Source organism: Pseudomonas sp. H1_F01 (assembly GCF_054681425.1).
Genome location: NZ_CP162823.1, coordinates 4,135,261 through 4,159,385, shown reverse-complemented (window position 1 = coordinate 4,159,385; position 24,125 = coordinate 4,135,261). Strand labels below are relative to the sequence as shown.

Genomic DNA, 24,125 nt, shown 5'->3' with positions numbered 1-24,125 from the left:
GTGGCCGCTCGATAAACTCCAATGAGATATATTCAGTATTTGATAACGTCGGGTTATCGCCGGCCTGAGGAATAGCCATGTCAGATCTGTCCTTCTCCAGCTTCTGCGGCTGGCTCAAGTTCCGCCACTTGCTGCTGATCGACACGTTGGGGCGCACCCGCAACATGCACCTGGCGGCGCAGCAGATGAACCTCAGCCAGCCGGCCATCAGCAAGATGCTCAAGGAAATCGAAAGCCTGCTCGGCTTTGCCTTGTTCGAACGGCTGCCACGGAGCATGCCGCCCACGGCCTTGGGCGAACACGTACTGCGGTATGCGCAGATTGCCTTGAATGATGCGCGCTCGTTCGTCGAACAGATCAGCAGCTTGCGCGAGGGCGGCCACGGCTTTCTCAAGGTCGGCGGGATCTTTGCCGCCACTGCGGTGGCTTTGCCCGAGGCGATCCTGCAGATCAAGCAGCGCTGGCCGTTGCTGTCGATTGAAGTGGTGGAGCAGACCAGTAACCACCTGATGGAGATGCTTGAAGAGAAGACGCTCGACCTGGCGGTGGCCCGTTTTACCGATCAAAGCCAGCAGCAGCGCTATGACTTCCAGCCGTTGGCCCCGGAACCGTTCTGCATTGTGGTCAACTACCGCCATCCGTTGGCTGGCGCGGGTCCGGTCTCCTTGCAGCAACTGGTGGACTTGCCGTGGATTCTCTATCCGGTCGGCACACCGATTCGCGCACGCATGGAGTTGGCCTTCGCCGAGGCTGGCGTAGGAATGCCGCGCAATACCATCGACACCATTTCCATGCAGACCTTCCTCCAAGTGCTGCAGCGCGGGCCCATGATCGGCATGCTGCCCAATGCAATGGTCGACCCGCTGCTCGAAAGCGGTCAGCTCAAGACCCTCGATACCCCACTGCACCTGGCGCCGCAGGATTACGGCATCCTCACGCGCAAGGATGAGCCGTTGGTGGGCGCGGCGCTGGAGTTCGCCGAGATCCTCAAGGACAACGCGCGCCTGGCCGCCATGCAGCCCGCTTAAGGGCAGTATGAATCTGTGGGAGCAAGGCTTGCCCGCGATGCAGGCGCCTCGTTTCCCCTCAGACCGCGTCGTCTTCATCGCGGGCAAGCCTTGCTCCCACAGATGACTCGTCACAGGTTCCATGGGTCTGAAGATCATTTCGATAACGCATCGTTATCAACTAATCCAAAAATGCCATTGGGAAAGAATCGCTTCCCGACAGTAGAGTCCTCGTTCAATCGCCGGATGATTCGCTCATTCGACGTGACCCAATAAAAACAATCAGGGGTTACCTCATGCAAACCATCTCCGAGCAGTTGCCCGCGCAGGCTCCCGCCTGCGAATTGGATTTCGAAGACCGGACCTACCGCAAGGTCATCTGGCGCATCCTTCCGGTCCTGCTGTTGTGCTACATGGCGGCGTACCTCGATCGGGTGAACATAGGGTTCGCCAAGCTCGACATGCTCAACGAGCTGCAGTTCAGCAACACCGTATATGCCTTGGGCGCCAGTATGTTTTTCTGGGGCTATTTCCTCTTCGAAGTCCCCAGCAACCTGTTGCTGCATCGCTTTGGCGCGCGGTTCTGGATTGCCCGGATCATGCTGACCTGGGCGGTGGTGTCCATGGCCGTGGCCTACACCGTGCCGCTGGCGGCTTTCTTCCACCTCGAATCGAGCACGATGTTCTATGTGCTGCGTTTCCTGTTGGGCATCTGTGAAGCGGGCTTCTTCCCTGGCGTGATCCTGTACCTCAACTACTGGTTCCCGACCCATCGGCAGAGCCGGGTGATGTCCGGGTTCCTGCTGGCGTTGCCGGTCAGCCTGACCCTGGGCGGGATACTCTCCGGTTGGCTGATGAACAGCATGCAAGGGGTGCATGGCCTGTCTGGCTGGCAATGGATGTTGCTGATCGAAGGCATTCCTTCGATCATCATGGCGTTCGTGGTGATCGTCTGCCTGGCCGACAACATCGACAAAGCCAAATGGCTTTCTGTCGCGGAAAAAGCCCTGCTCAAGGCCAACCTGCAAACCGACAACCAGGGCAAGGCCACGCGCTTGAGCGAAGTGTTCCTCAACCCCCGGGTGTGGTTGCTGGTATTGATCCTGCTGACCTTCAACACCGGCTTCTATGGCCTGGCGTTCTGGATGCCGTCGATCATCAAGAGCACCGGCATCACCAACAGCTTGCACATCGGTTTGCTGACCGCCATTCCTTACTCGGTGGCAGTGGTGGCGATGCTGCTCAACGCCCGGCACTCCAACCGCACCGGTGAGCGGCGCCTGCACGCGGCAATTCCGGCGTTCATTGGCGGCGCCGGCCTGATCCTCAGCGCGTTCTTCGCCGACAACCTGGTGTTGTCCGTGCTCTTTCTCAGCGTCTCCGCTTCGGGGATCCTCAGTCTGATGCCGATTTTCTGGACCCTGCCGGGCACCGTGCTGTCGGGCGTCGCCGCCGCAGCCGGGATTGGCATGATCAACGCCATCGGCAACCTGTCGGGTTTCACCGGTTCGATGATCACCGCCGTGGCCGAGACCCTCACGGGCAACATCAACAACGGCACCTATGTACTAGCCTTGTGTCTTTTGGTCAGCGGTGGACTGATCCTGGCCATTCCCGCCTCAATGCTCGGCAGGACACCCAAGCACGCCACCACGGCAGCCCAACTGGAGACCGCATGAACCTACAAAACAAGCGCGTACTGGTCACGGCAGCGGGGCAGGGCATTGGCTTGGCCAGCGCTATTGCCTTCGCCCGGGCCGGTGCCGAGGTGTTCGCCACTGACATCGATATCCACGCACTGGCGGGGATCGAAGGGATCACCGCCATGACCCTGGACGTCACGTCGCCCGCGGCCATCAGTGCCGCCTGCGAACGCATTGGTGGGCTTGACGTGCTGTTCAACTGCGCAGGCTTCGTACACAGCGGCAACATCCTCGACTGCGACGAAGCCGCCTGGGCACGTTCGATGAACCTCAATGTCACGGCCATGTACCGGATGATCCGTGCGTTCCTGCCGGGCATGCTGGCCCGTGGCGGCGGTTCGATCATCAACATGTCGTCGGTGGCCTCCAGCGTCAAGGGCGTGCCCAATCGCTTCGCCTATGCCACCAGCAAGGCTGCGGTGGTGGGCCTGACGAAGGCCGTCGCCATCGACTTCGTCAGCCAAGGCATCCGTTGCAACGCGATCTGTCCTGGCACCGTGGATTCCCCCTCGTTGCGCCAGCGCATTGCTGACCAGGCCGCGCAGCAGGGCGTCGATGAGGCACAGGTCTACCGGCAATTTCTCGACCGCCAGCCCATGGGCCGCATCGGCCACACTGAAGAGATCGCGCAGTTGGCGTTGTACCTGGGCAGCGATGCGTGCGCCTACACCACGGGTGCCATCCACATCATCGACGGTGGCATGAGCATCTGAACCCCGGTCTTCACTTGAGCAGGAGCACGACATGAAACTATTGCGCTACGGCGAAAAAGGTTCGGAAAAACCCGGGCTGTTGGATGCCGACAATCAGATCCGCGACCTCTCGGCCCATGTGCCGGACATCGCCGGGCTGGTTCTCGGCCCGGATAGCCTGGCAACGCTCGCCGCCCTCGACCCGCGCAGCTTGCCGATCGTGGCCGGCCAGCCACGGATCGGAGCCTGTGTCGGCCAGGTCGGCAAATTCATCTGCATCGGCCTGAACTACGCCGACCATGCGGCCGAGTCGAACATGGAGGTGCCAAAAGAGCCGATCATCTTCAATAAGTGGACCAGTGCCATCTGCGGGCCGAACGACGACATCCAGATCCCGCGCGGCTCGCTCAAGACCGACTGGGAAGTCGAGCTGGGCGTGGTCATCGGGAAAGGCGGGCGCTACATCGACGAAGCGAACGCCCTGGAGCATGTCGCCGGCTACTGCGTCATCAACGATGTGTCCGAGCGCGAGTGGCAACTGGAGCGCGGCGGTACTTGGGACAAGGGCAAAGGTTTTGACACCTTCGGTCCCCTTGGGCCGTGGTTGGTGACCCGGGACGAAATCGCCGACCCGCATACGCTGGACCTGTGGCTGGAGGTCGACGGACACCGCTATCAGAACGGCAATACCCGAACGCTGATCTTCAGCGTGCCGCAACTGATTGCCTACCTGAGCCGCTGCATGAGCCTGCAACCTGGGGATGTGATCTCCACCGGCACGCCGCCCGGCGTCGGCTTGGGCATCAAGCCCAACCCGGTGTTCCTGCGTCCGGGCCAGACCATGCGCCTGGGAATCCAGGGCTTGGGCGAGCAGCGCCAGGTCACGGTGCAGGCGGACTGAGGGCTAGACCGGACCACTGCTATCGCGAGCAAGCTCGCTCCCACATTGGATCTTCGGCAGGCACACAATTCATGTGCCCCGCAGGCCCCTGTGGGAGCGAGCTTGCTCGCGATAGCGATGGTCTGGCTTAACCTCACTTGGGATCAACACGCCTCACGCGCTTCATCACCACCACAAAAAACACCGGCACAAACACCACCGCCAGTGTCGCGGTGATCATCCCGCCGATCACTCCGGTACCGATGGCCTGCTGGCTTGCCGAACTGGCGCCCGTGGCAATCGCCAGCGGTACCACCCCAAGGATGAAGGCCAGCGAGGTCATGATGATCGGCCGCAGGCGCAGGCGTGCTGCCTGGAGCGTGGCGTCGATCAGGTCGTGGCCTTCGTCGTACAGGCTCTTGGCGAACTCGATGATCAGGATCGCGTTTTTCGCCGACAGGCCGATGATGGTGATCAGCCCGATCTTGAAGAACACATCGTTAGGCATGCCGCGCAACGACACGGCCAATACCGCGCCGAGCACACCCAACGGCACCACCAGCAACACCGAGGTCGGGATCGACCAACTCTCGTACAGCGCCGCCAGGCACAGGAACACCACCAGCAGCGACAGGCCCAACAGGATGGGCGCCTGGCTGCCGGACAAGCGTTCCTGCAAGGACAACCCCGTCCATTCCTGGCCCAGTCCCGTCGGCCCCAGGGCCACCAGCCGTTCGATTTCAGCCATGGCTTGCCCGGTGCTGTAGCCCGGTGCCGGTTCACCGGAAATGCTCACCGCCGGATAACCGTTATAGCGGGTCAATTGCGCCGGCCCCTGGGTCCAGCGGGCCTGGACGAAGGCTGACAACGGGACCATTTTTCCGCTGTTGTTGCGCACATGAATCTTCAGCAAGTCTTCGACCTGGCTGCGCTGGTCGCCCTCGGCCTGGACCACCACCCGTTGCATGCGCCCCTGGTTGGGGAAGTCGTTGATGTAGGTCGAACCCACTGCCGTGGACAACACACTGCCGACGTCGGCAAAGGAAATGCCCAGGGCATTGGCCTGCTTGCGGTCGACCTCCAATTGCACCTGCGGCGCCTCCGCCAGGGCGCTTTCACGCACATTCATCAGCATCGGGCTTTTGTCGGCGGCGGCGAGCAATTCGCTGCGGGCCTGCATCAAGGTGGCATGGCCGAGGCCACCACGGTCCTGCAAACGGAACTCGAAACCGCTGGACGTGCCCAGGCCGTCCACCGGCGGCGGTAGCACCGAGAACGCCATGGCGTCCTTGATCTGGCTCAGCGCCAGGTTGGCGCGGTCGGCGATGGACGCCGCCGAATCATCGGCGCCGCGTTGCGACCAGTCCTTGAGGGTGGTGAAGGCCAGGGCCGCGTTCTGCCCACTGCCGGAAAAGCTGAAACCGAGAATGATCGTGCTGTCACCGACTCCCGGTTCACCGGCGTTGTGGGCTTCGATTTGTTCCACCACCTGCACCGTACGACTCTTGCTGGCACCCGGTGGCAACTGGATGTCGGTGATGGTGTAGCCCTGGTCTTCCACCGGCAGGAACGAGGAGGGCAGGCGACTGAACAGCAGGCCCATGCCCACCAGCAACACGCCGTAGATCAGCAGATAACGGCCGCTGCGTTTCACCGCATGGGCCACCCAACCTTGATAGCGCTCGCCGAATCGGTCGAAACCACGGTTGAACATGCCGAAGAAACCGCTCTTGGCGTGGTGATCACCCTTGGCGACCGGTTTGAGCAAGGTCGCGCAAAGCGCCGGGGTCAAGGTCAGTGCGAGAAACGCCGAGAACAGGATCGAGGTCGCCATCGACAGCGAGAACTGCTGGTAGATCACCCCCACCGAGCCCTGCATGAACGCCATCGGAATGAACACCGCCACCAGCACCAGCGTGATGCCGATGATCGCCCCGGTGATCTGCCCCATGGCCTTGCGCGTGGCCTCTTTGGGCGACAAGCCTTCCTGGGCCATGATCCGCTCGACGTTCTCCACCACCACGATGGCATCGTCCACCAGGATGCCGATGGCCAGCACCATGCCGAACATCGTCAGCACGTTGATCGAGAACCCCAGCGCGAGCATCGTCGCGAAGGTGCCCATCAGCGCCACCGGCACTACCAGTGTCGGGATCAGGGTGTAGCGGATGTTCTGCAGGAACAGGAACATCACCGCGAACACCAGCAACATCGCCTCGCCGAGGGTGTAGATCACCTTGGTGATCGAGACCTTGACGAACGGTGAGGTGTCGTAGGGAATCTTGTATTCCACGCCGGCCGGGAAGTAGCGCGACAGCTCGTCCATCTTGTTGCGCACCAGGGTCGCGGTGTTCAAGGCATTGGCGCCCGGCGACAGTTGCACCGCCACGGCAGTGGACGGCTTGCCGTTCAGGCGCGTGGAAAACTGGTATTCCTGGCTGCCGATTTCCACCCGTGCCACGTCGGCGATGCGCACCGTCGAGCCGTCGGGGTTGGCCTTGAGCACAATGTCGGCGAACTCCTGCGGCGTGTTGAGCTGGCCTTTGACGACGATGGTCGCGGTGATTTCCTGGGTGCTGCGGCTCGGCAAATCGCCCAGGCTACCGGCCGACACCTGGGCGTTCTGCGCCACGATGGCGGCATTGACGTCGGCCGGGGTCAGGTTGAAACCGACGAGTTTCTGCGGGTCGATCCAGATCCGCATGGCCCGTTCGGCCCCGTACAACTGGGCCTTGCCGACACCGTCCAGGCGCTTGATCTCGTTCATCACGTTGCGCGCCAGGTAGTCGCTGAGGGCCACGTCGTCGAGCTTGCCGTCGCTGGAGGTGAGGGTGATCAGCAGCAGGAAGCCGGCGGAGACTTTGTCCACTTGCAGGCCTTGCTGGGTCACCGCTTGCGGCAGGCGCGACTCCACGGCCTTGAGGCGATTCTGCACGTCGACCTGGGCCAGTTCCGGGTTGGTGCCGGGTTGGAAGGTCGCAGTGATGGTGGCGCTGCCCAGGCTGCTCTGGGACTCGAAATACAGCAGGTTGTCGGTGCCGTTCAGCTCTTCCTCGATCAGGCTGACCACGCTTTCATCCACGGTTTGCGCCGAAGCACCCGGGTAGACGGTGTAGATCTCGATTTGTGGCGGGGCCACGACCGGGTATTGCGCCACCGGCAGTTGTGGAATGGCCAGGATACCGGCCAACAGGATGAACAACGCGACGACCCAGGCGAACACCGGGCGGTCGATGAAGAATTGCGGCATGGCTTAGTGTCCTGCCTGTGGCCCGGGAACCTGGGCGAGGGGAAGTGGGGTGTCATCGACCTGGACGTGCTCGCCGGGACGGGCGTGTTGCAGGCCTTCGATGACGATGCGGTCGCCGGGCTTCAAACCTTGCGTGACGACCCAGCGATCGTTTTGCGCGACGCCCAGTTGCACCGGTTGCTGGCTGACCTTCTGCTCGGCGTCCAGCAGCAACACCTGGGCGACTCCGGCGCTGTCTCGCAGGATCGCCCGTTGAGGCACGGTGATGCCCTGGCTATTGACCGCCTGTTCCAGGCGCACGCGAATGAAACTGCCAGGCAGCAAGTCCAGGTCGGGGTTGGGAAATTCGCTGCGCAGGGTGATCTGGCCGGTGCTCGGGTCGACGCTGAGGTCGGTGAACAGCAATTTGCCGGGCAGCGGATAGGGGCTGCCATCGTCCTGAATCAACGTGGCCTTGGCCTGGCCCTGGCCGACCGCTTGCAAAAGCCCTGAACGAAAGGCGCGGCGCAGGTCGTTGAGTTCGCGGGTCGACTGCGTGAGGTCGGCGTGGATCGGGTCCAGTTGCTGGATCAACGCCAACGGCGTGCTTTCGTTCTGCCCGACCAGGGCGCCTTCCGTCACCAGGGCGCGACCGATCCGTCCGGAAATCGGCGCGGTCACCGTGGCGTACCCCAGGTTCAGTTTTGCCCGTTCCACCGCGGCCTTGCTGGCAGCGACGTCAGCGGCGGTCTGGCGCACGCTGGCCCGGGCGTTGTCGTAATCCTGGCCACTGATCGCCTTGTCATCGATCAACTGGGCGTAACGTTGTGCCTGCAAGCGGGCCTGGAACGCATTCGCCTCGGCCTTGCGCAACGCCGCCTCGGCACTGTCCAGGTCGGCCTTGAATGGTGCCGGATCGATGCGAAACAGCACCTCGCCCTGTTTGACGTCGCGGCCTTCACGAAACACCTGCTGCAAGACCACGCCGGCCACCCGCGCCCGGACTTCGGCGACCCGCGGCGCGGCGATCCGGCCACTCAGCTCGTTGCTGATCGACAGTGGCCGGGCCTGGACGGTTTCAACGCGCACGCTTGGCAGCGGAGCGGATGCCTCCGGGGTCGAGGCGCTATCACAGCCACTGAGCAGCAGTGCCCCGACCAACAGGCCCAGTGTGACGAAAGGAATCTTGGACATGGTGCTTCCCCAATATTGAGCCGCCCATGGTAGGGGGCGAGGTCAATGGCAGGGGTGAAGCTTTGTAGGCGCTCTGTGAAATTGTGTAAGCACCCTAGTGGTCTGTTTCAGGGGCCACTAGATCCGAAAATGCCCCACCAACTGCTGTTGACGGTTGGCCATGGCATGCAGCGAGTGGCTGGCCTGCGATGCTTGTTCCATCTGGCCGGTCAAGGTCTCGCTGATCCCTCGAATGTCACTGACGCGATGGCTGATGTCCTCGACCACAGCGCTTTGCTCCAGGGCAGCGCTGGCGATCTGCTGGTTCATGTGCTCGATCACTTCCACGGCGTCGCTGATGTGTTGCAGTGCCGCCTGGGTCTTTTCGACTTGAACGACGCTGTCCCTGGCCTGCTCGCGGCTCAATTGGGTGCTGTGCACGACCTCCTGGCTCAACTGTTGTAACGCTTCGATCACCGTGCGTATCTGCTCGACCGAGTTCTGGGTGTTGCTGGCCAAATGGCGGACTTCGTCAGCCACCACCGCGAAGCCGCGCCCCTGTTCACCCGCCCTGGCGGCTTCGATGGCGGCATTCAAGGCCAGCAGGTTGGTTTGCTGGGCAATGGCGCAGATCACGTCCAGCACCTGGCCGATGTGTTGACTGTTGCCGGCCAGCGCCTGCACTTGCTCAAGCGTGGTCTCCAGGCGCCGGTCCAGGCTGTCGATGCTGGTGACCGCGTTGGCGAACAATTCACGCCCCGATCGGCTGGCGTTTTCGGCAACGGTGGCGGCATCGGCCGCCTGGTGGGAGTGGCGGGCCACTTCCTGGGCATTGGTGCTCATTTCATGCAGGGCGGTCGCGGCCAGCTCGACCTCCCGGTACTGCGTGTGCATGCCTGCGCTGACTTCCCGGGCCACCTGCGCCGAGGTATCGGCGGTGTCGCGGGTGTCCAGGGACGCTTGCTGGATATCGCGGATGATGGGCTGCAATTTGTCGAGAAAGCGGTTGAAGCCCTTCGCCAGTTGGCCCAATTCATCGTGGCGGTCGTTGGGCAGGCGCTGGGTGAGATCGCCGTCGCCCTCGACAATGGCGTCGAGCATGTGCGCCACCCTGAGCAAGGGCCGTGTGACGCCGTAGGCCGTCAGCCAGATAAGCAATAATCCCAGACAACTGGCGAGCAAGCCCAGGCTGAGGTTGAACCAGTTGGACTGGCGACGCTTGTCGTCCAACTGGGTCTGCATTTGCAGGGCTGGCGCTTGCACAAGCGACTCAGGCACGCGTATCTGCAATTGCCAGGGCGTATTGGCGGGAGCGGTTTGCACGGCTTGCTGAACGTCGATGGAGATGCCGTCAACCGTGCCGCTATGGCCGGCAACTTGCCCTGACGGGGAAAGAATGTTGATCTCGCTGTGGCCGGGGTACAGGTCGTTGGCAAGGCTGGCGGCGAGTTGCTGAAGGGTATCGAGGCTGATGTCCATGCCCACCACGCCGATGACTTTGCCCTGGTCCAGCAACGGTATGGAGATGCTGCTCATCAACGTCTTCTGGCCTTCGACCTCGATCGCGTAGGGCTCTGTCACGCAGGTGCGCCCCTGGGTCTGCGGGCAGACGTACCAGGCGTTGGCCGGCTCGCTGCCCGGTGGTGCGGTGTTGGCGCTGATCTGGGCTTCGCTGAGCACCTCTTGCACCAAATTGCCGGGTTGGCTTTGCGACCAGTACAGGGCAAAGCGACCTTTTTCATTGCCGGCCAGATCGCGTTGGCCAGTGAAACCGACATCTTCACCGACCAGCGCGTCGGGAAGCAGTACCACGTAGAAACCGAGGACTTTTTCGCGGTTTTGAAGGGCTTGGCGGGTCGCGGCGATCAGGTCCCGGCGCAGTTGCCCTGGCGTCAGTCGCCCGTTCCACGCTTGGGTGCGCAGTTGCAGGACCTGCTGGGCAAAACCTTCCCCATAGATCGCCGTTTCGCTGAAAAAGCGTTCCACCCGCTGACCATGGGCCATGGCCTGTGCCTGCAGGCCTTCCAGGGCCGAGCGCCCCAGCAGTTGACTGCTTTGCTGCTTGAGCAGCGTTGCGCCTTGCTGGTTCTGATACAAGGAAGCGCCGGTCAATGCCCCGACGACGGCGAGCAAGCACAGGCCACTCAAGAGCGTGATCCGCCATTGGATAGAGAGACGAGCGAAGAACATGCTGAGGTTTCCTGCGCTTAGGGATTTTTATTGTTCTGTGCCCAGCACTGTTTGAGGGACGGGCAAGGCTATCTTGCGGGAGGAAACGCCTGCCGGTTATCCCGAATCGGCAGCCGCTGCACGCGGCATGCAGGAGTGTTGACCTGTTTTGGGGCGCGGCTTTGGATGCTGCCGTTTTGGGATAGCGAAGGGTTTTGGCAAGGGCCTAGGATCGAATCCAGCGTGCAAGCAAAACAATAAGCTTTTGGAAGCCGGCGAAGCTGGCCGCCTCCGATCCAGCAACACTGCCTCATACAATAAGGTCAAGAACAATGAGTGTATCTTTCCCGATCAGCAGCTCGACGGAGTTGAAGCGCGGCGCCTTGGGTGTCGGTTTCATCATCTTCTTTGTGATTTCGGCGGCGAGTCCCTTGAGCGTCATCGCCGGCGGTTTCCCCATTGGCATCATGCTGGGCAACGGCGCTGGCACGCCGGCATTGCTGCTCCTGGCCTTGCTGGTGTTACTGGCGTTCTCGGCGGGCTACACCGCCATGTCCCGCCACATGACCAACGCCGGTGGGTTCTATGCCTTCACCTCCCGCGGCTTGGGTGGCCTGGCCGGCGGCGCGGCGGGCGTGCTGGCGATGTTTGCCTACAACATTCTGCAGGTTGGCCTCTACGGCATGTTCGGCGGCGTGGTCAGTGGCACGATGGCCAGCGTCTTTGGCCTGGACTTGCCTTGGTGGACCTATTCGTTGCTGGCGATGGCGAGCATCGCGATTCTTGGCTATCGCAAGATTGACCTGTCGGCCCGGGTGCTGTCGGTGGTGGTCATTGCCGAGTACCTGGCGATCCTGACGCTGGATTTCGCCATTCTCAAAACCGGTGGCGACAGTGGCATCAATCTCGATTCGTTCGATCGCAGCCATGTGTTCAGCGGCACGCCGTCCATCGGCTTGCTGTTCTGCTTCGCGGCGTTCATCGGCTTCGAGGCCACCACCATCTACGGCGAGGAGGCGAGAAATCCGCACCGCACGATTCCCATTGCCACCTACAGCTCGGTGCTGTTGATCGGTGGTTTCTATGCCTTGTCGGTCTGGGCGATGGTGATTGGCGTCGGGGCCGACAAGATCGTGCCGACCCTGCAAGCGCTCCAGGATCCCACCACGTTCATCTACGGCATGTCCGATCACTTTGTCGGCCCGCACCTGACCCAGATCATCCGCGTGCTGTTCATGGTCAGCATCTACGCCGGGCTGCTGGCGTTCCACAATGCCGCGGCGCGTTATTTCTATGCCATCGGTCGTGACGGTTTGCTGCACAGCCGGTTGGGCACCACCCATCGCGTGCACCAGAGTCCGCACATGGGCTCGGTCCTGCAAAGCCTGATCGCGGCGGTGGTGGTGCTGATCTTCGCCGCGCTGGACGCCGATCCGATCCTTCAGCTGTTCGCCTGGTTTTCCAACCTGGCCACGCTGTGCGTGATCCTGCTCATGGCGCTGACCTCAGCGGCGGTGTTTGTCTATTTTCGCGCTCACCCGGAGCTGAAGCTGGGGCTCTGGCGCGGTCGGATTCTTCCGGTCTTTTCGTGCCTGGCATTGCTGGCGGTCCTGGCCCTTGCGGTGATTCATTTCGACGTGCTGACCGGCGCCAGCCAGCTTCTGTCCTATGGCCTATGCGCTGTGATTCCCGCCGCGCTGATCGTCGGCGTGTTCCTCGCCGCTCGATTGCGCAAGGTATCGCCCGAGCGGTTCATGGCGCTGGGAAGCCACAAGCTCTAAGGCGTCAGGCACAACGTCAATCCACCCAGAAAACAAGTCCGCTGTCGTTCGGGACGGTTCGTCAGCGCGTGAAAGGAAGGTTCTATGCACGATTATCAAATGCTCATCAATGGGGCTCGGGTCGACGGTGAAAACGGGCACTTTGATGTGCTCAATCCGGCGACCGGTACGGTGTTCGCTCGATGCGCGGCCGGTTCCCTGGCCCAGCTGGACCTTGCCGTCGAAGCGGCGCAGTCGGCCTTTGTCGAGTGGCGACACAGCACCCATGAAGATCGCCGCCAGCGCCTGCTGAGCATCGCTACCGATCTCGAACAGGAAGCCGAGGCGTTGGCCCGGCTCATTGTCCTGGAACAGGGCAAGCCGCTGGAATTGGCGTTCTCCGAAGTGATGGGTGCGGTGGCCTGGACGCGCTATGCCGCCGAGCAGCAGATTCCCGTGGAGTTGGTGGAAGAAACCCCGACCCAGCGTATTGAACTGCACCGCAAGCCGTTGGGCGTGGTCGCGTCGATCACGCCTTGGAATTGGCCGTTCATGATCGCTGTCTGGCACATCATGCCGGCATTGCGGGCCGGTAACTGCGTGATCAGCAAACCATCGAGCCTGACCCCCTTGAGCACCCTGCGCCTGGTGGAAGTCATCGCTCGCCACGTGCCTCGGGGCGTGATCAATAGCGTGACCGGTGAACAAGGGTTCGGCAGTGCGATCACCTCCCACGCCGGTATCCAGAAGATTGTCTTCACCGGCTCCACCGCCACCGGCCAGAGCGTGATGCGCGGCGCCGCCGGCAACCTCAAGCGCCTGACCCTGGAGCTGGGCGGCAACGATGCCGCCATCGTGCTGCCAGGCACCTCGGTCGAGGCGGTCGCCGAAGATATTTTCCAGGCCGCATTCCTGAACATGGGGCAGACCTGCGCTGCTCTCAAGCGGTTATACATCCACCAATCCCAGTACGAGGCCTTTGCCGAGGCCCTGACCCTGATCGCCAAGCGTCAGGTAGTGGGTGACGGCCTGGCGCCCGAGGTCACGTTTGGCCCGGTGCAGAACCTCGAACAGCTGGCGCTGGTGGAGGAACTGGTGGCGGATGCCCGTGCCCAGGGCGCGCGTGTGTTGTGTGGCGGTGCTCGTCTGGACCGCCCCGGCTTCTTCTATCCGCCGACGCTGGTCGCCGATGTGACCGATGGGCAGCGCCTGGTGGATGAGGAGCAGTTCGGGCCGGTGTTGCCGCTGATTGCCTACCAGGATGTCGAGGATGTCCTGCGTCGCGCCAATGCTGGCGACATGGGCCTGGGTGGATCGGTCTGGGGACGCGACAGCGAGCAGGCACAGGCCCTGGCCAGTCGCCTGGAATGTGGCATGGCCTGGGTCAACTGCCATGCGCTGATCCAGCCGAATACGCCGTTTGGCGGCAGCAAGATGTCCGGGTTCGGCGTCGAGTTCGGCCTTGAAGGGTTGTTGGAGTTCACCGGCCAGCAACTGCTGTACGTACGCAAGCGTGAAACAGAGTGAGGAATGCAACCATGTACGAGCAATACAAGACAGCACCAAAAAAATTCTGGCACCCGATGAGTTCTTCGGCGCCGACGAACCGGTCCAAGACGTTGATCATCGCCCGTGGCGACGGTAACTACATCACCGATATCGAAGGCCATCGCATGCTCGATGGGGTCGGCGGTTTGTGGAACGTGAACGTGGGCCATAACCGGGCTTCAGTGAAGGCGGCCATTGCCGCGCAGCTGGACGAACTGGCTTATTACCAGACCTTCGACGGCATCGCCCATCCGCGGGTGTTCGACTTGGCCGAGCGGCTGACGTCGATGTTCGCCCAGGAAAACATGACCCGGGTGTTGTTCAGCTCCGGCGGTTCCGATGCGGTCGAGACGGCCCTGAAAATGGCCCGCCAATACTGGATCGCCAGCGGCGAGCCAGGGCGCACGCGCTTTCTGTCATTGCGCAATGGTTACCATGGCGTGCACGTGGGCGGCACCTCGGTGGGCGGCAACGGCGTGTATCACTACAACCACGGGCCGCTGCTGGCTGGCTGTCATCTGCTCGACACGCCGTGGCTGTACCGCAACCCCTGGGACTGCCGCGATCCGGAAGAACTGACCGCTCACTGCATTCGTCAGTTGGAAGACCAGATCGCACTGCTCGGCCCGCAGACCATTGCCGCGCTGATCGCCGAACCGGTGCAAGGTGCCGGCGGTGTGATCGTGCCGCCGGCGTACTACTGGAAGAGGCTGCGCGAAGTCTGCGACCGCCACGGCATCCTGTTGATCGCCGATGAAGTGGTGACGGGTTTCGGCCGCACCGGCTGCATGCTCGGCAGTCGTGGCTGGGGCGTCGCTCCCGACGTACTGTGCCTGGCCAAGGGCATCACCGCCGGTTACATCCCCATGGGCGCCACGGTCTTCAACCAGCGCATGGTCGATGCCATCGAGAACGGCCCGGGTTTCAGCAACGTAATCATGCACGGCTACACCTACAGCGGGCACCCGACTGCCTGTGCGGCGGCCCTGGCAGTGCTGGACATCGTCGAGGCCGAGGATTTGCCGGGCAACGCCGGGAAAGTCGGTGCCCAGTTGCTGGAGCAACTGCAACCGCTGACCGAACGTTATGCAGTGGTGGGCGAAGTGCGTGGCAAAGGCTTGATGATCGCCGTGGACCTGGTGGCGGACAAGGCCACGCGCGAGCCGCTTGACCCTGCAACGGGCCTGGCCTCGCGCATCGCCGAGCAGGCGCGCCTGGCCGGCGTATTGATGCGCCCGATAGGCAACAAAATCGTGATGTCGCCGCCGCTGACTCTCACGTCCGACGAGGCCGCCATGATGGTCGGCGCGTTGGATAGCGCACTCGCTGACTGCCGTTAGCCCGGCCAGCCGGTGCCGCTTGCGGCGCCGGCTCCTGCATATAAAAACAGCCTACAAGGGCGCACCACAAGGAGCTCCAGCCATGCGAAATCTATCGCGTATGGGATTTTTCGGCAGTGGCCTTGCCTGTACGCTGGCGCTCTGCGCTGCGAGTCAGGTCCAGGCCTATGAGTTGTATGCCGATGACGATACTCACCTCAACGCCGACATGCTGGCCGTGTTCGGTCTTTTCAACAGTCGCAAGAATTACGACGGCAGGCCAGGTGGTTCAACCTGGCGCGAAGGCTTCATCAAGTATGGCGTCAGCGGCGACCAGGGCCTGGCCGGCCATGGCACCGCCTACGGGGCGTTCAGCCTGGTCAGTTCCGCCACCTGGGGCGATGGCGACGCGGCCGGCAATACACTGGGCAGCGAGCGCACGACGAAGATTGAAGACGCTTACCTGGGTTGGCGTTCCGCCGATCTGTTCCCCGTATTGGGACAGGACGGTGTCGATATCTCCGGCGGCCGCCAGGTGGTCAAGCTGGGCAGGGGGTTCCTGATCAACGATGACGGGCCGAACCTGGGCAAGGGGCCTGCCGATGGTCGCTTGAATCGCGGTGGAGCCTATTACCTGGCTGCCCGGCACGCGTTCGATCAAACCGCCGTATTACGTCTGGGCGGGCAGGATGGGCTGCATGGCAGTGTGGTGTGGCTCAAGTCCGATAACCGCGCCCAGGCCGAAACCGAACTGGCCGCCGGTACGCTCGATTACACCGCCAAGGCGGGCACGTTGGGGCTGACCTGGATACATGGCCTCGACGTGAACGAGCAGTGGGCCAGCGATTTCCAGAAGCAACGCAAGGGCATGGACGTCTACAGCATTCGTGGTGAAGGTGACGCGGGCATCGAGAACGCTAGCCTGGCATTCGAATACGCCTGGCAGGACAAGGACGCCGGCCCGCAGAACGCCTGGTACGCCGAGGCCGGCTACACCTTTGCCGATCTGGCCTGGGCCCCGAAGCTGACGTACCGCTACAGTCGTTATTCCCAGAAGTGGGACTCGCTGTTCACCGGGCAGAGCACCGGCTATGGCACCTGGTTCCAGGGCGAAGTCGCGGGTAACTACGCAGGGCCCTTCAACAGCAATACGGCTATCCACCATGTCGGCCTGAAGGCCACGCCACTGGAAAACCTGACCCTCGGCGTGTTGTATTTCGATTTCAACACGGTACGCAAAAATAACGCCCTGAACCTGGATGCCCGTGAGCTGGATCTGTATGCCGAGTGGGCGGTCAACGAGCATGTGATCATCACTCCGCTGATAGGGCTCTACAAGCCGGATCGGGATGCAACGACCGGGGGCAATCAAGTGGCGGGCAATGGCACCAACGTGTACAGCCAGGTGACGGTGGCCGTTCCGTTCTGAAGTAGGGGGTGTTCGATAAAACCTGTGGCGAGGGAGCTTGCTCCCGCCGGGACATGTAGGAGCTGCCGAAGGCTGCGATCTTTTGATCTTGATCTTTCGCTTGGGACTCAATGGGGGAGCGAAAAGATCGCAGCCTCGCTTCGCTCGACAGCTCCTACAGGGCAGCGGTATGGCCGCACCTCCGGTTTCTAGCCGATGGCAGGCGGATTCTGCATTCTCTCGGCAATCCGCCGGGTGGTGTCCATCACCATTTCAATCACGGTTTCCTGGCGCAGCAGTTTGAAGCTGTCGGTGCTGCCGACGGCTGAAAGGCTGCCCACCACCTCGTCGAGCCCAGGGTTGATGATCGGTGCCGCGATACCGGTGAGTCCCAGGTTGAGTTCGTCGTGGGTCATGCAATAGCCGTCCTTGCGGATCTTTTTCGCCACTTTGGAGAAGCTTGCCCAGTCATAGCCGTTGTCGGGGTCGTTGGCCATGTGTTCTTCGAACAGGCGTTGCAGGCGCCGTCCCTTTTGGAAGGCGATCAGCACCTTGGATTGCGCACCGCGAAAAAACGGCAGCGGCTGGCCGCGACCGAATGCGAACTGGTAGGTGTCGTTGGGTTCGGCGATGTAGGTGTTGATGATGTGGCCGTCATAGAAAACGCTGGCGAACACCGCCAGGCCCGTGGCTTCGGACAGCTGGTGCATCAACTCGCGGCCCGCCACGAGGATCGGGTCGTACTGGCGCATCATCCAGTCGAGCTCGATGATCCGTGGCCCCAGGCCGTAGCTACCGGCATCCACCCTGACCAGCAGGCCCGCATCACACAAATCCTTGACGTAGCGGTACACGGTCGCCCGTGACAGGCCCATGCGCTCGGCGATGGTGTCGGGGTCGATCTTCAGCGTTGCCGGGTCGAACAGGTCCAGCACACTCAGCATTTTGCTCAGACTGCTCATTTCGCTCCTAAAGGGGGGGATGGCGCGTAGGTGGTCGTTGGGTGAGCACTATAGGTAGGTGCGCCGATGATGAAAAGCCCGCTCGCTCGGCGAACAGGGCGTTGCCACGATACGTCAGTGCTTGAGAAAAACATACATATTGAAGGTAGTATTTACGTCATATTTTTGCATAAATCTCAAAATAAGAGTTTTTATGTATAAAAATGCTTGAGCGTAGGGTTTTTCTGTGTGATAAATCTCAGCCACTGCAAACGCTCGATCAAGAGGGCTGGAAATGAATGGTGCGCAACTGATAGTGAAAGCGGCGGTGGCGAGTGGTATCGAATACTGCTTCGCCAATCCCGGAACGACTGAAATTCCCCTGGTGGCAGCCATGGCCAGTGCGCCAGCCCTCAAGCCGGTGTTGTCCTTGTTCGAAGGGGTGTGCACCGGTGCTGCGGACGGCTATGGCCGGATTGCCGGCAAGCCGGCGATGACCCTGACTCACCTGGGGCCAGGCTTTGCCAATGGCATTGCCAACCTGCACAACGCGCGTCGCGCCAACACCCCGATCGTCAACGTCATCGGCGATCACGCGTCATGGCACGTCAATTACGATCCGCCGCTGGCCAGTGATATCCAGGCGCTGGCCGGGAGTGTTTCCGGATGGGTGCGCACATCGCGCACCGCATCGGGTGTCGGCGAAGATTTCCAAGAGGCAGTGCGTGCCGCCTGGCAAGCCAACGGGCAGATCGCCAGCCTGATTCTGCCGATGGACCTGCAAGCCAACACGGTGCAGCACGAGAAAGCCTTCACGACATTGCAGGCCCCGGTTCGCCGTTTTGCCGGTGACCGGATCGAGGCGGTCGCCCAGGCCCTTCGCGATGGCCAGCGCCTGGTGTTTATCGTTGGCGACCAAGGCTTGTCCGTCGCCGGACTCGAAGCGGCGGGGCGCCTGGCACAACTGCCAGGCGTGCGCCTGTTCGCCGAAACCTTTCCGCGCCTGAGCTATCGCGGCGGTGGTTTGCCTGACCTGGATCGCCTGCCTTACTTCCCCGAAGTGGCCATTGAGATTCTTGACCAGTACGACGCCGTGGTGTGCGCCGGCGTGCCAGACCCGATCAGTTATTTCGGCTACGAAGGCATCGCTTCTCGCCTGGCCGAACGTGAACGCCTGCTCTGCCTGGCGGAAGTAGGGGACGATGTTGCCGGCGCGCTCACTGCGCTTGCCGATGCGCTTGAAGCGCCGGCTTATGTGCCCACGCCAACCGGCATCGAACTACCGCCCAGCGAAGCCACGTTGACGCCACAGTCCGTGGGCCAGGTGTTGGCTGCGTCGCTGCCCGACGACTGCATCGTTTCGGTGGAAGGCGGGACGTGCGGCTATCCGTTCTTCACCGCTTCGGCCCATGCCGCACGGCATCGGGTCTTGACCAACACCGGTGGCGCCATCGGCCAGGGCATCCCGGTGGGTTTTGGCGCCGCCATGGCCGAGCGCGGCAATCGCGTGTTCTGCCTGCAATCGGACGGCAGTGCCCAGTACACCATCCAGACCTTGTGGAGCATCGCCCGCGAGCAACTGCCCGTGGTGATCCTGATCGCGGCCAACCATCGCTACGCCATTTTGCAGAACGAGCTGCGCCGCTTCGGCATGACCGAGCTGGGCCCCGAGGCCCTGAGCCTGACGGTACTGGACCGTCCACGCATCGATTGGAAGGCTTTGGCCAAGGGCTACGGCTTGCCGGCCAGCACTGTGCACACCAATGGTGAGTTGCAGCGCGCCCTGGCCAACGCCAAGGCCGATGGCGGTCCTTGCCTGATTGAAATGGCCCTGTGAAGGAGCGGATATGAACCCGATTCAATTGTTACCTGCCGTCGAGAAGTTCCTGTCGCAGCCCGGGCGCCTGTTTATCGGCGGGACCTGGCAGGACGCCGCCAACGGCCGCCGGTTTGCCGTGGAAAACCCGGCCACTGAGAACATTCTGGCGGAAGTCGCCGAAGGCGGCGAACGCGACGTGGATGCCGCCGTCGCTGCCGCCCGCGCGGCCTTCACCGGCCCCTGGGCGCAGCACTCACCGGCCCAGCGCGGGTTGTTGCTGTTTCGCCTGGCGGAACTGCTCGACCAGCATCGCGAAGAGCTGGCGCAACTGATCACCCTGGAAAACGGCAAGCCGATCGCCGCGGCCCGGGGCGAAGCGGCCAGTGCGGCCAATATCATTCGTTATTTCGCGGGCTGGCCGACCAAGATCGAAGGCAGCACGCTGCCGGTATCGCCGTCCAGTGGCGCGCCGATGCTCAACTACACCTTGCGCGAGCCGGTGGGCGTCTGCGCCTTGATCGTGCCGTGGAACTTCCCGCTGACCATGTGCGTGTGGAAACTTGGCCCGGCGCTGGCGACCGGTTGCGTCGCGGTGCTCAAGCCCGCCGAACAGACGCCTCTGGTTGCGATTCGCCTGGTGCAGTTGATCGAGGCCGCCGGTTTCCCGGCCGGGGTGGTCAACCTGCTCACCGGTCTGGGTGTGCATACCGGCGCACCGCTGGCCCAGCACCCGGACGTGGACAAGATCGCCTTCACCGGTTCGACCCAGGTGGGGCGGCTGATCGCCCAGGCGGCCACCGGCAACATGAAGAAGGTCTCCCTGGAGCTGGGTGGCAAGTCCCCCAACATCATCCTGCCGGACGCCGATATCGTCCGTGCCGCCAAGGGCGCCGCCGACGGCATTTTCTACAACCAGGGGCAGGTCTGCACCGCCGGCTCGCGTCTCTACGTGCATGCCAGCGTCCTCGATCAGGTGCTTGAAGAACTCCAGCGCCATGCGGCCGCCCATGTGTTGGGGCCTGGCCTGGATCCGACCAGCAGCATGGGCCCGCTGGTCTCGGCCCGGCAACTGGGCACGGTGCATGGCTACCTGCAACGCGGCCAGGAAGAAGGCGCCGAGCTGATCTGCGGCGGTGATCGGCCGGCCCACTTGGAGCGCGGCCACTTCATCCGGCCCAGCGTGTTTCTCGATCGCGCCGAACGCGCCTGTGTCGCCCGGGAGGAAATCTTCGGGCCGGTGCTGACCGTCATGAGCTGGACCGAGATCGATGAACTGGTGCTGCGCGCCAACGACTCGCCCTATGGCCTGGCCGCCGGGCTCTGGACCCGTGACTTGCGTTCCGCCCATCGCGTGGCCGCCCAGTTGAAGGCCGGCTCGGTGTGGATCAACTGCTGGAACGTCGTCGACCCAGCCTCGCCATTTGGTGGCTACAAGCAATCCGGCTGGGGCCGGGAAATGGGTAAGAACGTGATCGATGCCTACACCGAAACCAAAAGTGTCTTCGTCGATCTCGCCTGAGCCGAACAATCACAAGAGGAACTGCTATGGATCTGGAATTACAAGGCCGCGTGGCGATCGTCACTGGCGGTGGCATGGGCATCGGCAAGGAAGTCGCGCGCTTTCTGTCCCAGGAAGGTTGCAAGGTGGTGATCTGCGCGCGGCGCATGGAATACCTCCAGCAAGCCGCCGAGGAAATCACCGCAGAGACCGGCAACGAGGTGCTGCCGCTGTTCTGTGACACCAACCAGATGTCGGCGGTGTCCGACATGGTCGAGGCTGCCCACAAGCACTTTGGCCGCATCGACATCCTGGTCAACGGCGCCGCGGCCCCGTCCGGTGTGGTGCGCAACGACATCGAGCACGCCGGCGACGACGAACTGCTCTCGGACCTCAACACCAAGGTGATCGGCTATTTCCGTTGCGCCAAGGCCGTGACCCCGCACATGAAGGCCGGTGGCTTCGGTCGCATCATCAATATCGGTGGCCTGACCGGGCGTGGCAGCAAGGTCCTCTCGGGCATGCGCAACCTGGCCATCGCCCACATGACCAAGACGCTTTCCGACCAACTGGGCCCAGCCGGCATCACGGTCAATCTGATCCACCCCGGCGTCGTGGACACCCCGCACATCCAGGAGCTCTACGAGCGCGAAGGGATCAAGCAGGGCAAGACGCCCGAGCAGGTGGAGCAGGGCTACATCGACGCAACGCCGATCCGACGCACCCTGGCACCCATCGAAATGGGCTGGCTGATCGGTTTCCTCGCATCCCCCAAGGCCGGTGCGGTGACCGGGGAATCCATTGGCATCGACGGCGGCTTGACCCGCGGCATCTTCATTTGAGGAGCAGCAGTGATGAGTAACGGAACCCTTTTGGTCGCCACCGTAGGGCAGGCGGTCATCCGCAGCGCCGACGATGGCCGTACCTGGCATCGCCTGGGCCTGGGCCAGGACCTGGAATTCGACGCGATCACCCGCTCCCTGAGCTTGCATCCGGGGACGCCTGAGGTGATCTATGCCGGCACCGATGTCGGCCTGTGCATCAGCCGTGATACCGGAGGCCATTGGCAGCGGGTGGATTCGCCCTTCAACGGCCAGACCGTCTGGAAGGTGGCCGTGGATCCTCAGGATGCACAGCGCATTTTCGTCGGCACCGGTGCGCCGTCGCGCGCGGTGCTGTGGCGCACCCTCGACGGTGGCCAGACCTGGGAACGTGCCCCGGTGGAAATCCCGGAGTTTTGCGAAGGGGTCAGCCGTCCGCGCTTGCTGGCTTTCGCCTACGACCCGACCGATCGCAACCAGCTCTGGTTCGGCCTGGAAGAGGGCGGGTTGTTCCACAGCCGTGACGGTGGCGATAGCTGGACCCGTGTCGATGACCGCCTGCTGTGGGACTTCAACTCGGACGTGCACAACATCGTGGTCCTGCCCAACCATGGGCAAAAGGTCATCGTGGTGGTGTGCGTCAACGCCGTTTACCGCAGCCTCGACGAGGGGCAGACCTGGACCGGCATCGTCGCCCGGGAAACCTTCGGCCTGTACTACGTGCGCGCCATGAATGCAGCGCTGGGCAGCGAGGATACGCTCTACCTGAGCATTTCCGACGGCACCCCTGGCACGACCAGCAAGGTGCTGGTCTCCCGGGATGCCGCCCTCAGCTGGGAAGTGCTGCCACTGCCGCAACAGCCCAACTCCTGTGTCTGGGCGATTGCCTTGAACCCTGCCGACCCTCGCCAGATTGTCGCCGGCACCAAGTACGGGCATCTGTTCACCTCCGAGAACGGCGGTGACGGCTGGCAGAAGCAGTGGCGTGAATTCAGTGAAATCGCTGATGTGCTCTGGACGCCCGCGGTGGCGCAAATCAAGTCCGGGCATCAATCCATCATCAAGAAGAACTGAGGTATCGCGCGATGAAAGTCGAAGTCGTTCGTACTCACCTGTCGCTGTCCGTGAGCGACCCTGAAGTGTCGGCGCGTTGGTACGCCGACGTGCTGGGCATGCATGAAAGCGCCCGGGGTGAAAGCTGGATCATGATGGCCTTCGGTGCCAAGCACCACGATATCGCGTTGCTCCGTGCAGCACCCGGGGCCCACCAGGGCGGCCTGGGGCTGCAGCACTACGGGCTGGAGATCGCGGGCGACATGACCACCCTGCGCAAGCTCTACGGCATGTTGCTGAAGAAGGGCGTCGAGGTGGTGAAGATCACTGACCACGAGATCGGTAACGGCGTGTATTTCAACGACCCCGATGGCAATCGCCTGGAATTCTTCCTCGAGTCCGAACACGACGATGCACGCGGCAAGGCCCGCTTCAAGGCCGCTGGAGCCCCCAGCCGGCATTTCGATCTCGACCCACTTTGAAAGAGACTTCTCTTATGAAAACCGCAAATTTCGCCAGTTACCACATCCGCAAATGGTACACCTTCGTCGAGGAAACCCTGGCCAACGAAACGGGCCAGTTGGCCGATGGCGAGCCGCTGTTCAAGTACGCCATTGGCGCGGTGATCGCCAACCCTTATGCCGGCCGTTTCAGTGAAAGCCTGGCCGAGTTGATTGAGCCATCACCCTTGCTGGGTCAGGAGTTTGGTCGGCGCATCCGGGTACTGGCCGGCCAGCAAAAGATCGTCAGCTATGGCAAGGCGTGCCTGGTGGGCAGCCAGGGCGAGTACGAGCATGGCAATGCATTGTTGACCAATCCGGCGGCGGATCCGATCCGCGTCGCATTGGGCGGCGGCAAATCCTGGGTGCCTTCCACGGGCAAGCGTGGCGGGCCTGGCGTGACCATCGATGTGCCGCTGGCTCACAAGGATGCGCTGTATGTCCGTTCGCACTACGACAGCATTTCGTTGTCGTTCGGTGATGGTCCGGCGGCCGACGAATTGATCATCATCTGGGCCTTCGCCACGCGTGGACGCTTGCATGCGCGCCTGGGTGGCCTTGAGGCTGCCGACGTCAAGGGCAATGACGGCCTGTATTGAGGTACG

17 protein-coding genes and 2 pseudogenes are annotated in these 24,125 nt (G+C 62.5%); 14 read left to right on the top strand and 5 right to left on the bottom strand.

Annotated features, from left to right (window positions below; translation table 11 throughout):
- Positions 1-77: 77 nt before the first annotated feature.
- The 4 genes from AB4O09_RS18720 to AB4O09_RS18705 all read left to right on the top strand — a co-directional run bounded on the left by AB4O09_RS18720 (position 78) and on the right by AB4O09_RS18705 (position 4,303).
- Complete coding sequence (locus AB4O09_RS18720; protein ID WP_013693039.1) at positions 78-1,028, top strand: LysR family transcriptional regulator; 951 nt, start codon at positions 78-80, stop codon at positions 1,026-1,028.
- A 275-nt stretch (positions 1,029-1,303) separates the two neighbouring features.
- The gene (locus AB4O09_RS18715; RefSeq protein ID WP_013693040.1) at positions 1,304-2,686 is read left to right on the top strand and encodes an MFS transporter; all 1,383 of its coding nucleotides are present in this window, start codon (positions 1,304-1,306) and stop codon (positions 2,684-2,686) included.
- Positions 2,683-3,423, top strand: a complete 741-nt coding sequence (locus AB4O09_RS18710; protein WP_013693041.1) for an SDR family oxidoreductase — start codon at positions 2,683-2,685, stop codon at positions 3,421-3,423. Before AB4O09_RS18715 ends, AB4O09_RS18710 begins: the two co-directional genes overlap by 4 nt.
- 31 nt (positions 3,424-3,454) lie before the next feature.
- Entirely contained in the window at positions 3,455-4,303 is an 849-nt protein-coding gene (locus AB4O09_RS18705; RefSeq protein WP_003200777.1) for an ureidoglycolate lyase, read from the top strand.
- Positions 4,304-4,436: 133 nt separating this feature from the next.
- On the opposite strand, the gene AB4O09_RS18700 is transcribed toward AB4O09_RS18705, so the two are convergent.
- From AB4O09_RS18700 to AB4O09_RS18685, 4 genes and pseudogenes are all read right to left on the bottom strand, one after another.
- Entirely contained in the window at positions 4,437-7,532 is a 3,096-nt protein-coding gene (locus AB4O09_RS18700) for an efflux RND transporter permease subunit (protein ID WP_013693042.1), read from the bottom strand.
- 3 nt (positions 7,533-7,535) lie between these two features.
- Positions 7,536-8,705, bottom strand: a complete 1,170-nt coding sequence (locus AB4O09_RS18695) for an efflux RND transporter periplasmic adaptor subunit (RefSeq protein ID WP_003200780.1) — start codon at positions 8,703-8,705, stop codon at positions 7,536-7,538.
- 117 nt (positions 8,706-8,822) lie between these two features.
- A pseudogene (locus AB4O09_RS18690) lies at positions 8,823-9,419 on the bottom strand (methyl-accepting chemotaxis protein); the annotation flags it as partial.
- A 261-nt stretch (positions 9,420-9,680) separates the two neighbouring features.
- Positions 9,681-10,688, bottom strand: a pseudogene (locus tag AB4O09_RS18685) (PDC sensor domain-containing protein); the annotation flags it as partial.
- A 497-nt stretch (positions 10,689-11,185) separates the two neighbouring features.
- On the opposite strand from AB4O09_RS18685, the gene AB4O09_RS18680 reads away from it, so the two are divergent.
- From AB4O09_RS18680 to AB4O09_RS18665, 4 genes are all read left to right on the top strand, one after another.
- Positions 11,186-12,634: an APC family permease gene (locus AB4O09_RS18680; RefSeq protein WP_003200784.1), complete on the top strand. Its 1,449-nt coding sequence runs from the start codon at positions 11,186-11,188 to the stop codon at positions 12,632-12,634.
- A gap of 84 nt (positions 12,635-12,718) precedes the next feature.
- Entirely contained in the window at positions 12,719-14,140 is a 1,422-nt protein-coding gene (locus AB4O09_RS18675) for an aldehyde dehydrogenase family protein (protein ID WP_460107353.1), read from the top strand.
- 11 nt (positions 14,141-14,151) lie between these two features.
- A complete protein-coding gene (locus AB4O09_RS18670) occupies positions 14,152-15,501 on the top strand; it encodes an aminotransferase class III-fold pyridoxal phosphate-dependent enzyme (protein ID WP_100264158.1) in 1,350 nt (449 codons plus the stop codon).
- An 82-nt stretch (positions 15,502-15,583) separates the two neighbouring features.
- Complete coding sequence (locus tag AB4O09_RS18665; RefSeq protein WP_013693043.1) at positions 15,584-16,909, top strand: alginate export family protein; 1,326 nt, start codon at positions 15,584-15,586, stop codon at positions 16,907-16,909.
- Between the two features lie 188 nt (positions 16,910-17,097).
- Here the strand turns inward: AB4O09_RS18665 and AB4O09_RS18660 are convergent, their stop codons facing one another.
- Positions 17,098-17,850 (bottom strand): IclR family transcriptional regulator, encoded by a 753-nt coding sequence (locus AB4O09_RS18660; protein ID WP_003200792.1) that lies wholly within the window; start codon positions 17,848-17,850, stop codon positions 17,098-17,100.
- 274 nt (positions 17,851-18,124) lie between these two features.
- Between AB4O09_RS18660 and AB4O09_RS18655 the strand changes: the two genes are divergently transcribed.
- The 6 genes from AB4O09_RS18655 to AB4O09_RS18630 are packed head-to-tail and all read left to right on the top strand — an operon-like array spanning position 18,125 to position 24,119.
- Entirely contained in the window at positions 18,125-19,666 is a 1,542-nt protein-coding gene (locus AB4O09_RS18655) for an acetolactate synthase large subunit (protein ID WP_028236537.1), read from the top strand.
- 10 nt (positions 19,667-19,676) lie between these two features.
- Positions 19,677-21,167: an aldehyde dehydrogenase family protein gene (locus AB4O09_RS18650; protein WP_460107351.1), complete on the top strand. Its 1,491-nt coding sequence runs from the start codon at positions 19,677-19,679 to the stop codon at positions 21,165-21,167.
- 26 nt (positions 21,168-21,193) lie between these two features.
- Positions 21,194-21,988, top strand: a complete 795-nt coding sequence (locus AB4O09_RS18645) for an SDR family NAD(P)-dependent oxidoreductase (protein WP_003200796.1) — start codon at positions 21,194-21,196, stop codon at positions 21,986-21,988.
- 12 nt (positions 21,989-22,000) lie between these two features.
- Positions 22,001-23,041, top strand: coding sequence for a VPS10 domain-containing protein (locus AB4O09_RS18640; protein ID WP_003200797.1), 1,041 nt, complete (start codon positions 22,001-22,003; stop codon positions 23,039-23,041).
- A gap of 11 nt (positions 23,042-23,052) precedes the next feature.
- The gene (locus tag AB4O09_RS18635; protein ID WP_003200799.1) at positions 23,053-23,502 is read left to right on the top strand and encodes a VOC family protein; all 450 of its coding nucleotides are present in this window, start codon (positions 23,053-23,055) and stop codon (positions 23,500-23,502) included.
- 14 nt (positions 23,503-23,516) lie between these two features.
- The gene (locus AB4O09_RS18630) at positions 23,517-24,119 is read left to right on the top strand and encodes an amino acid synthesis family protein (protein WP_003200801.1); all 603 of its coding nucleotides are present in this window, start codon (positions 23,517-23,519) and stop codon (positions 24,117-24,119) included.
- Positions 24,120-24,125: the final 6 nt, after the last annotated feature.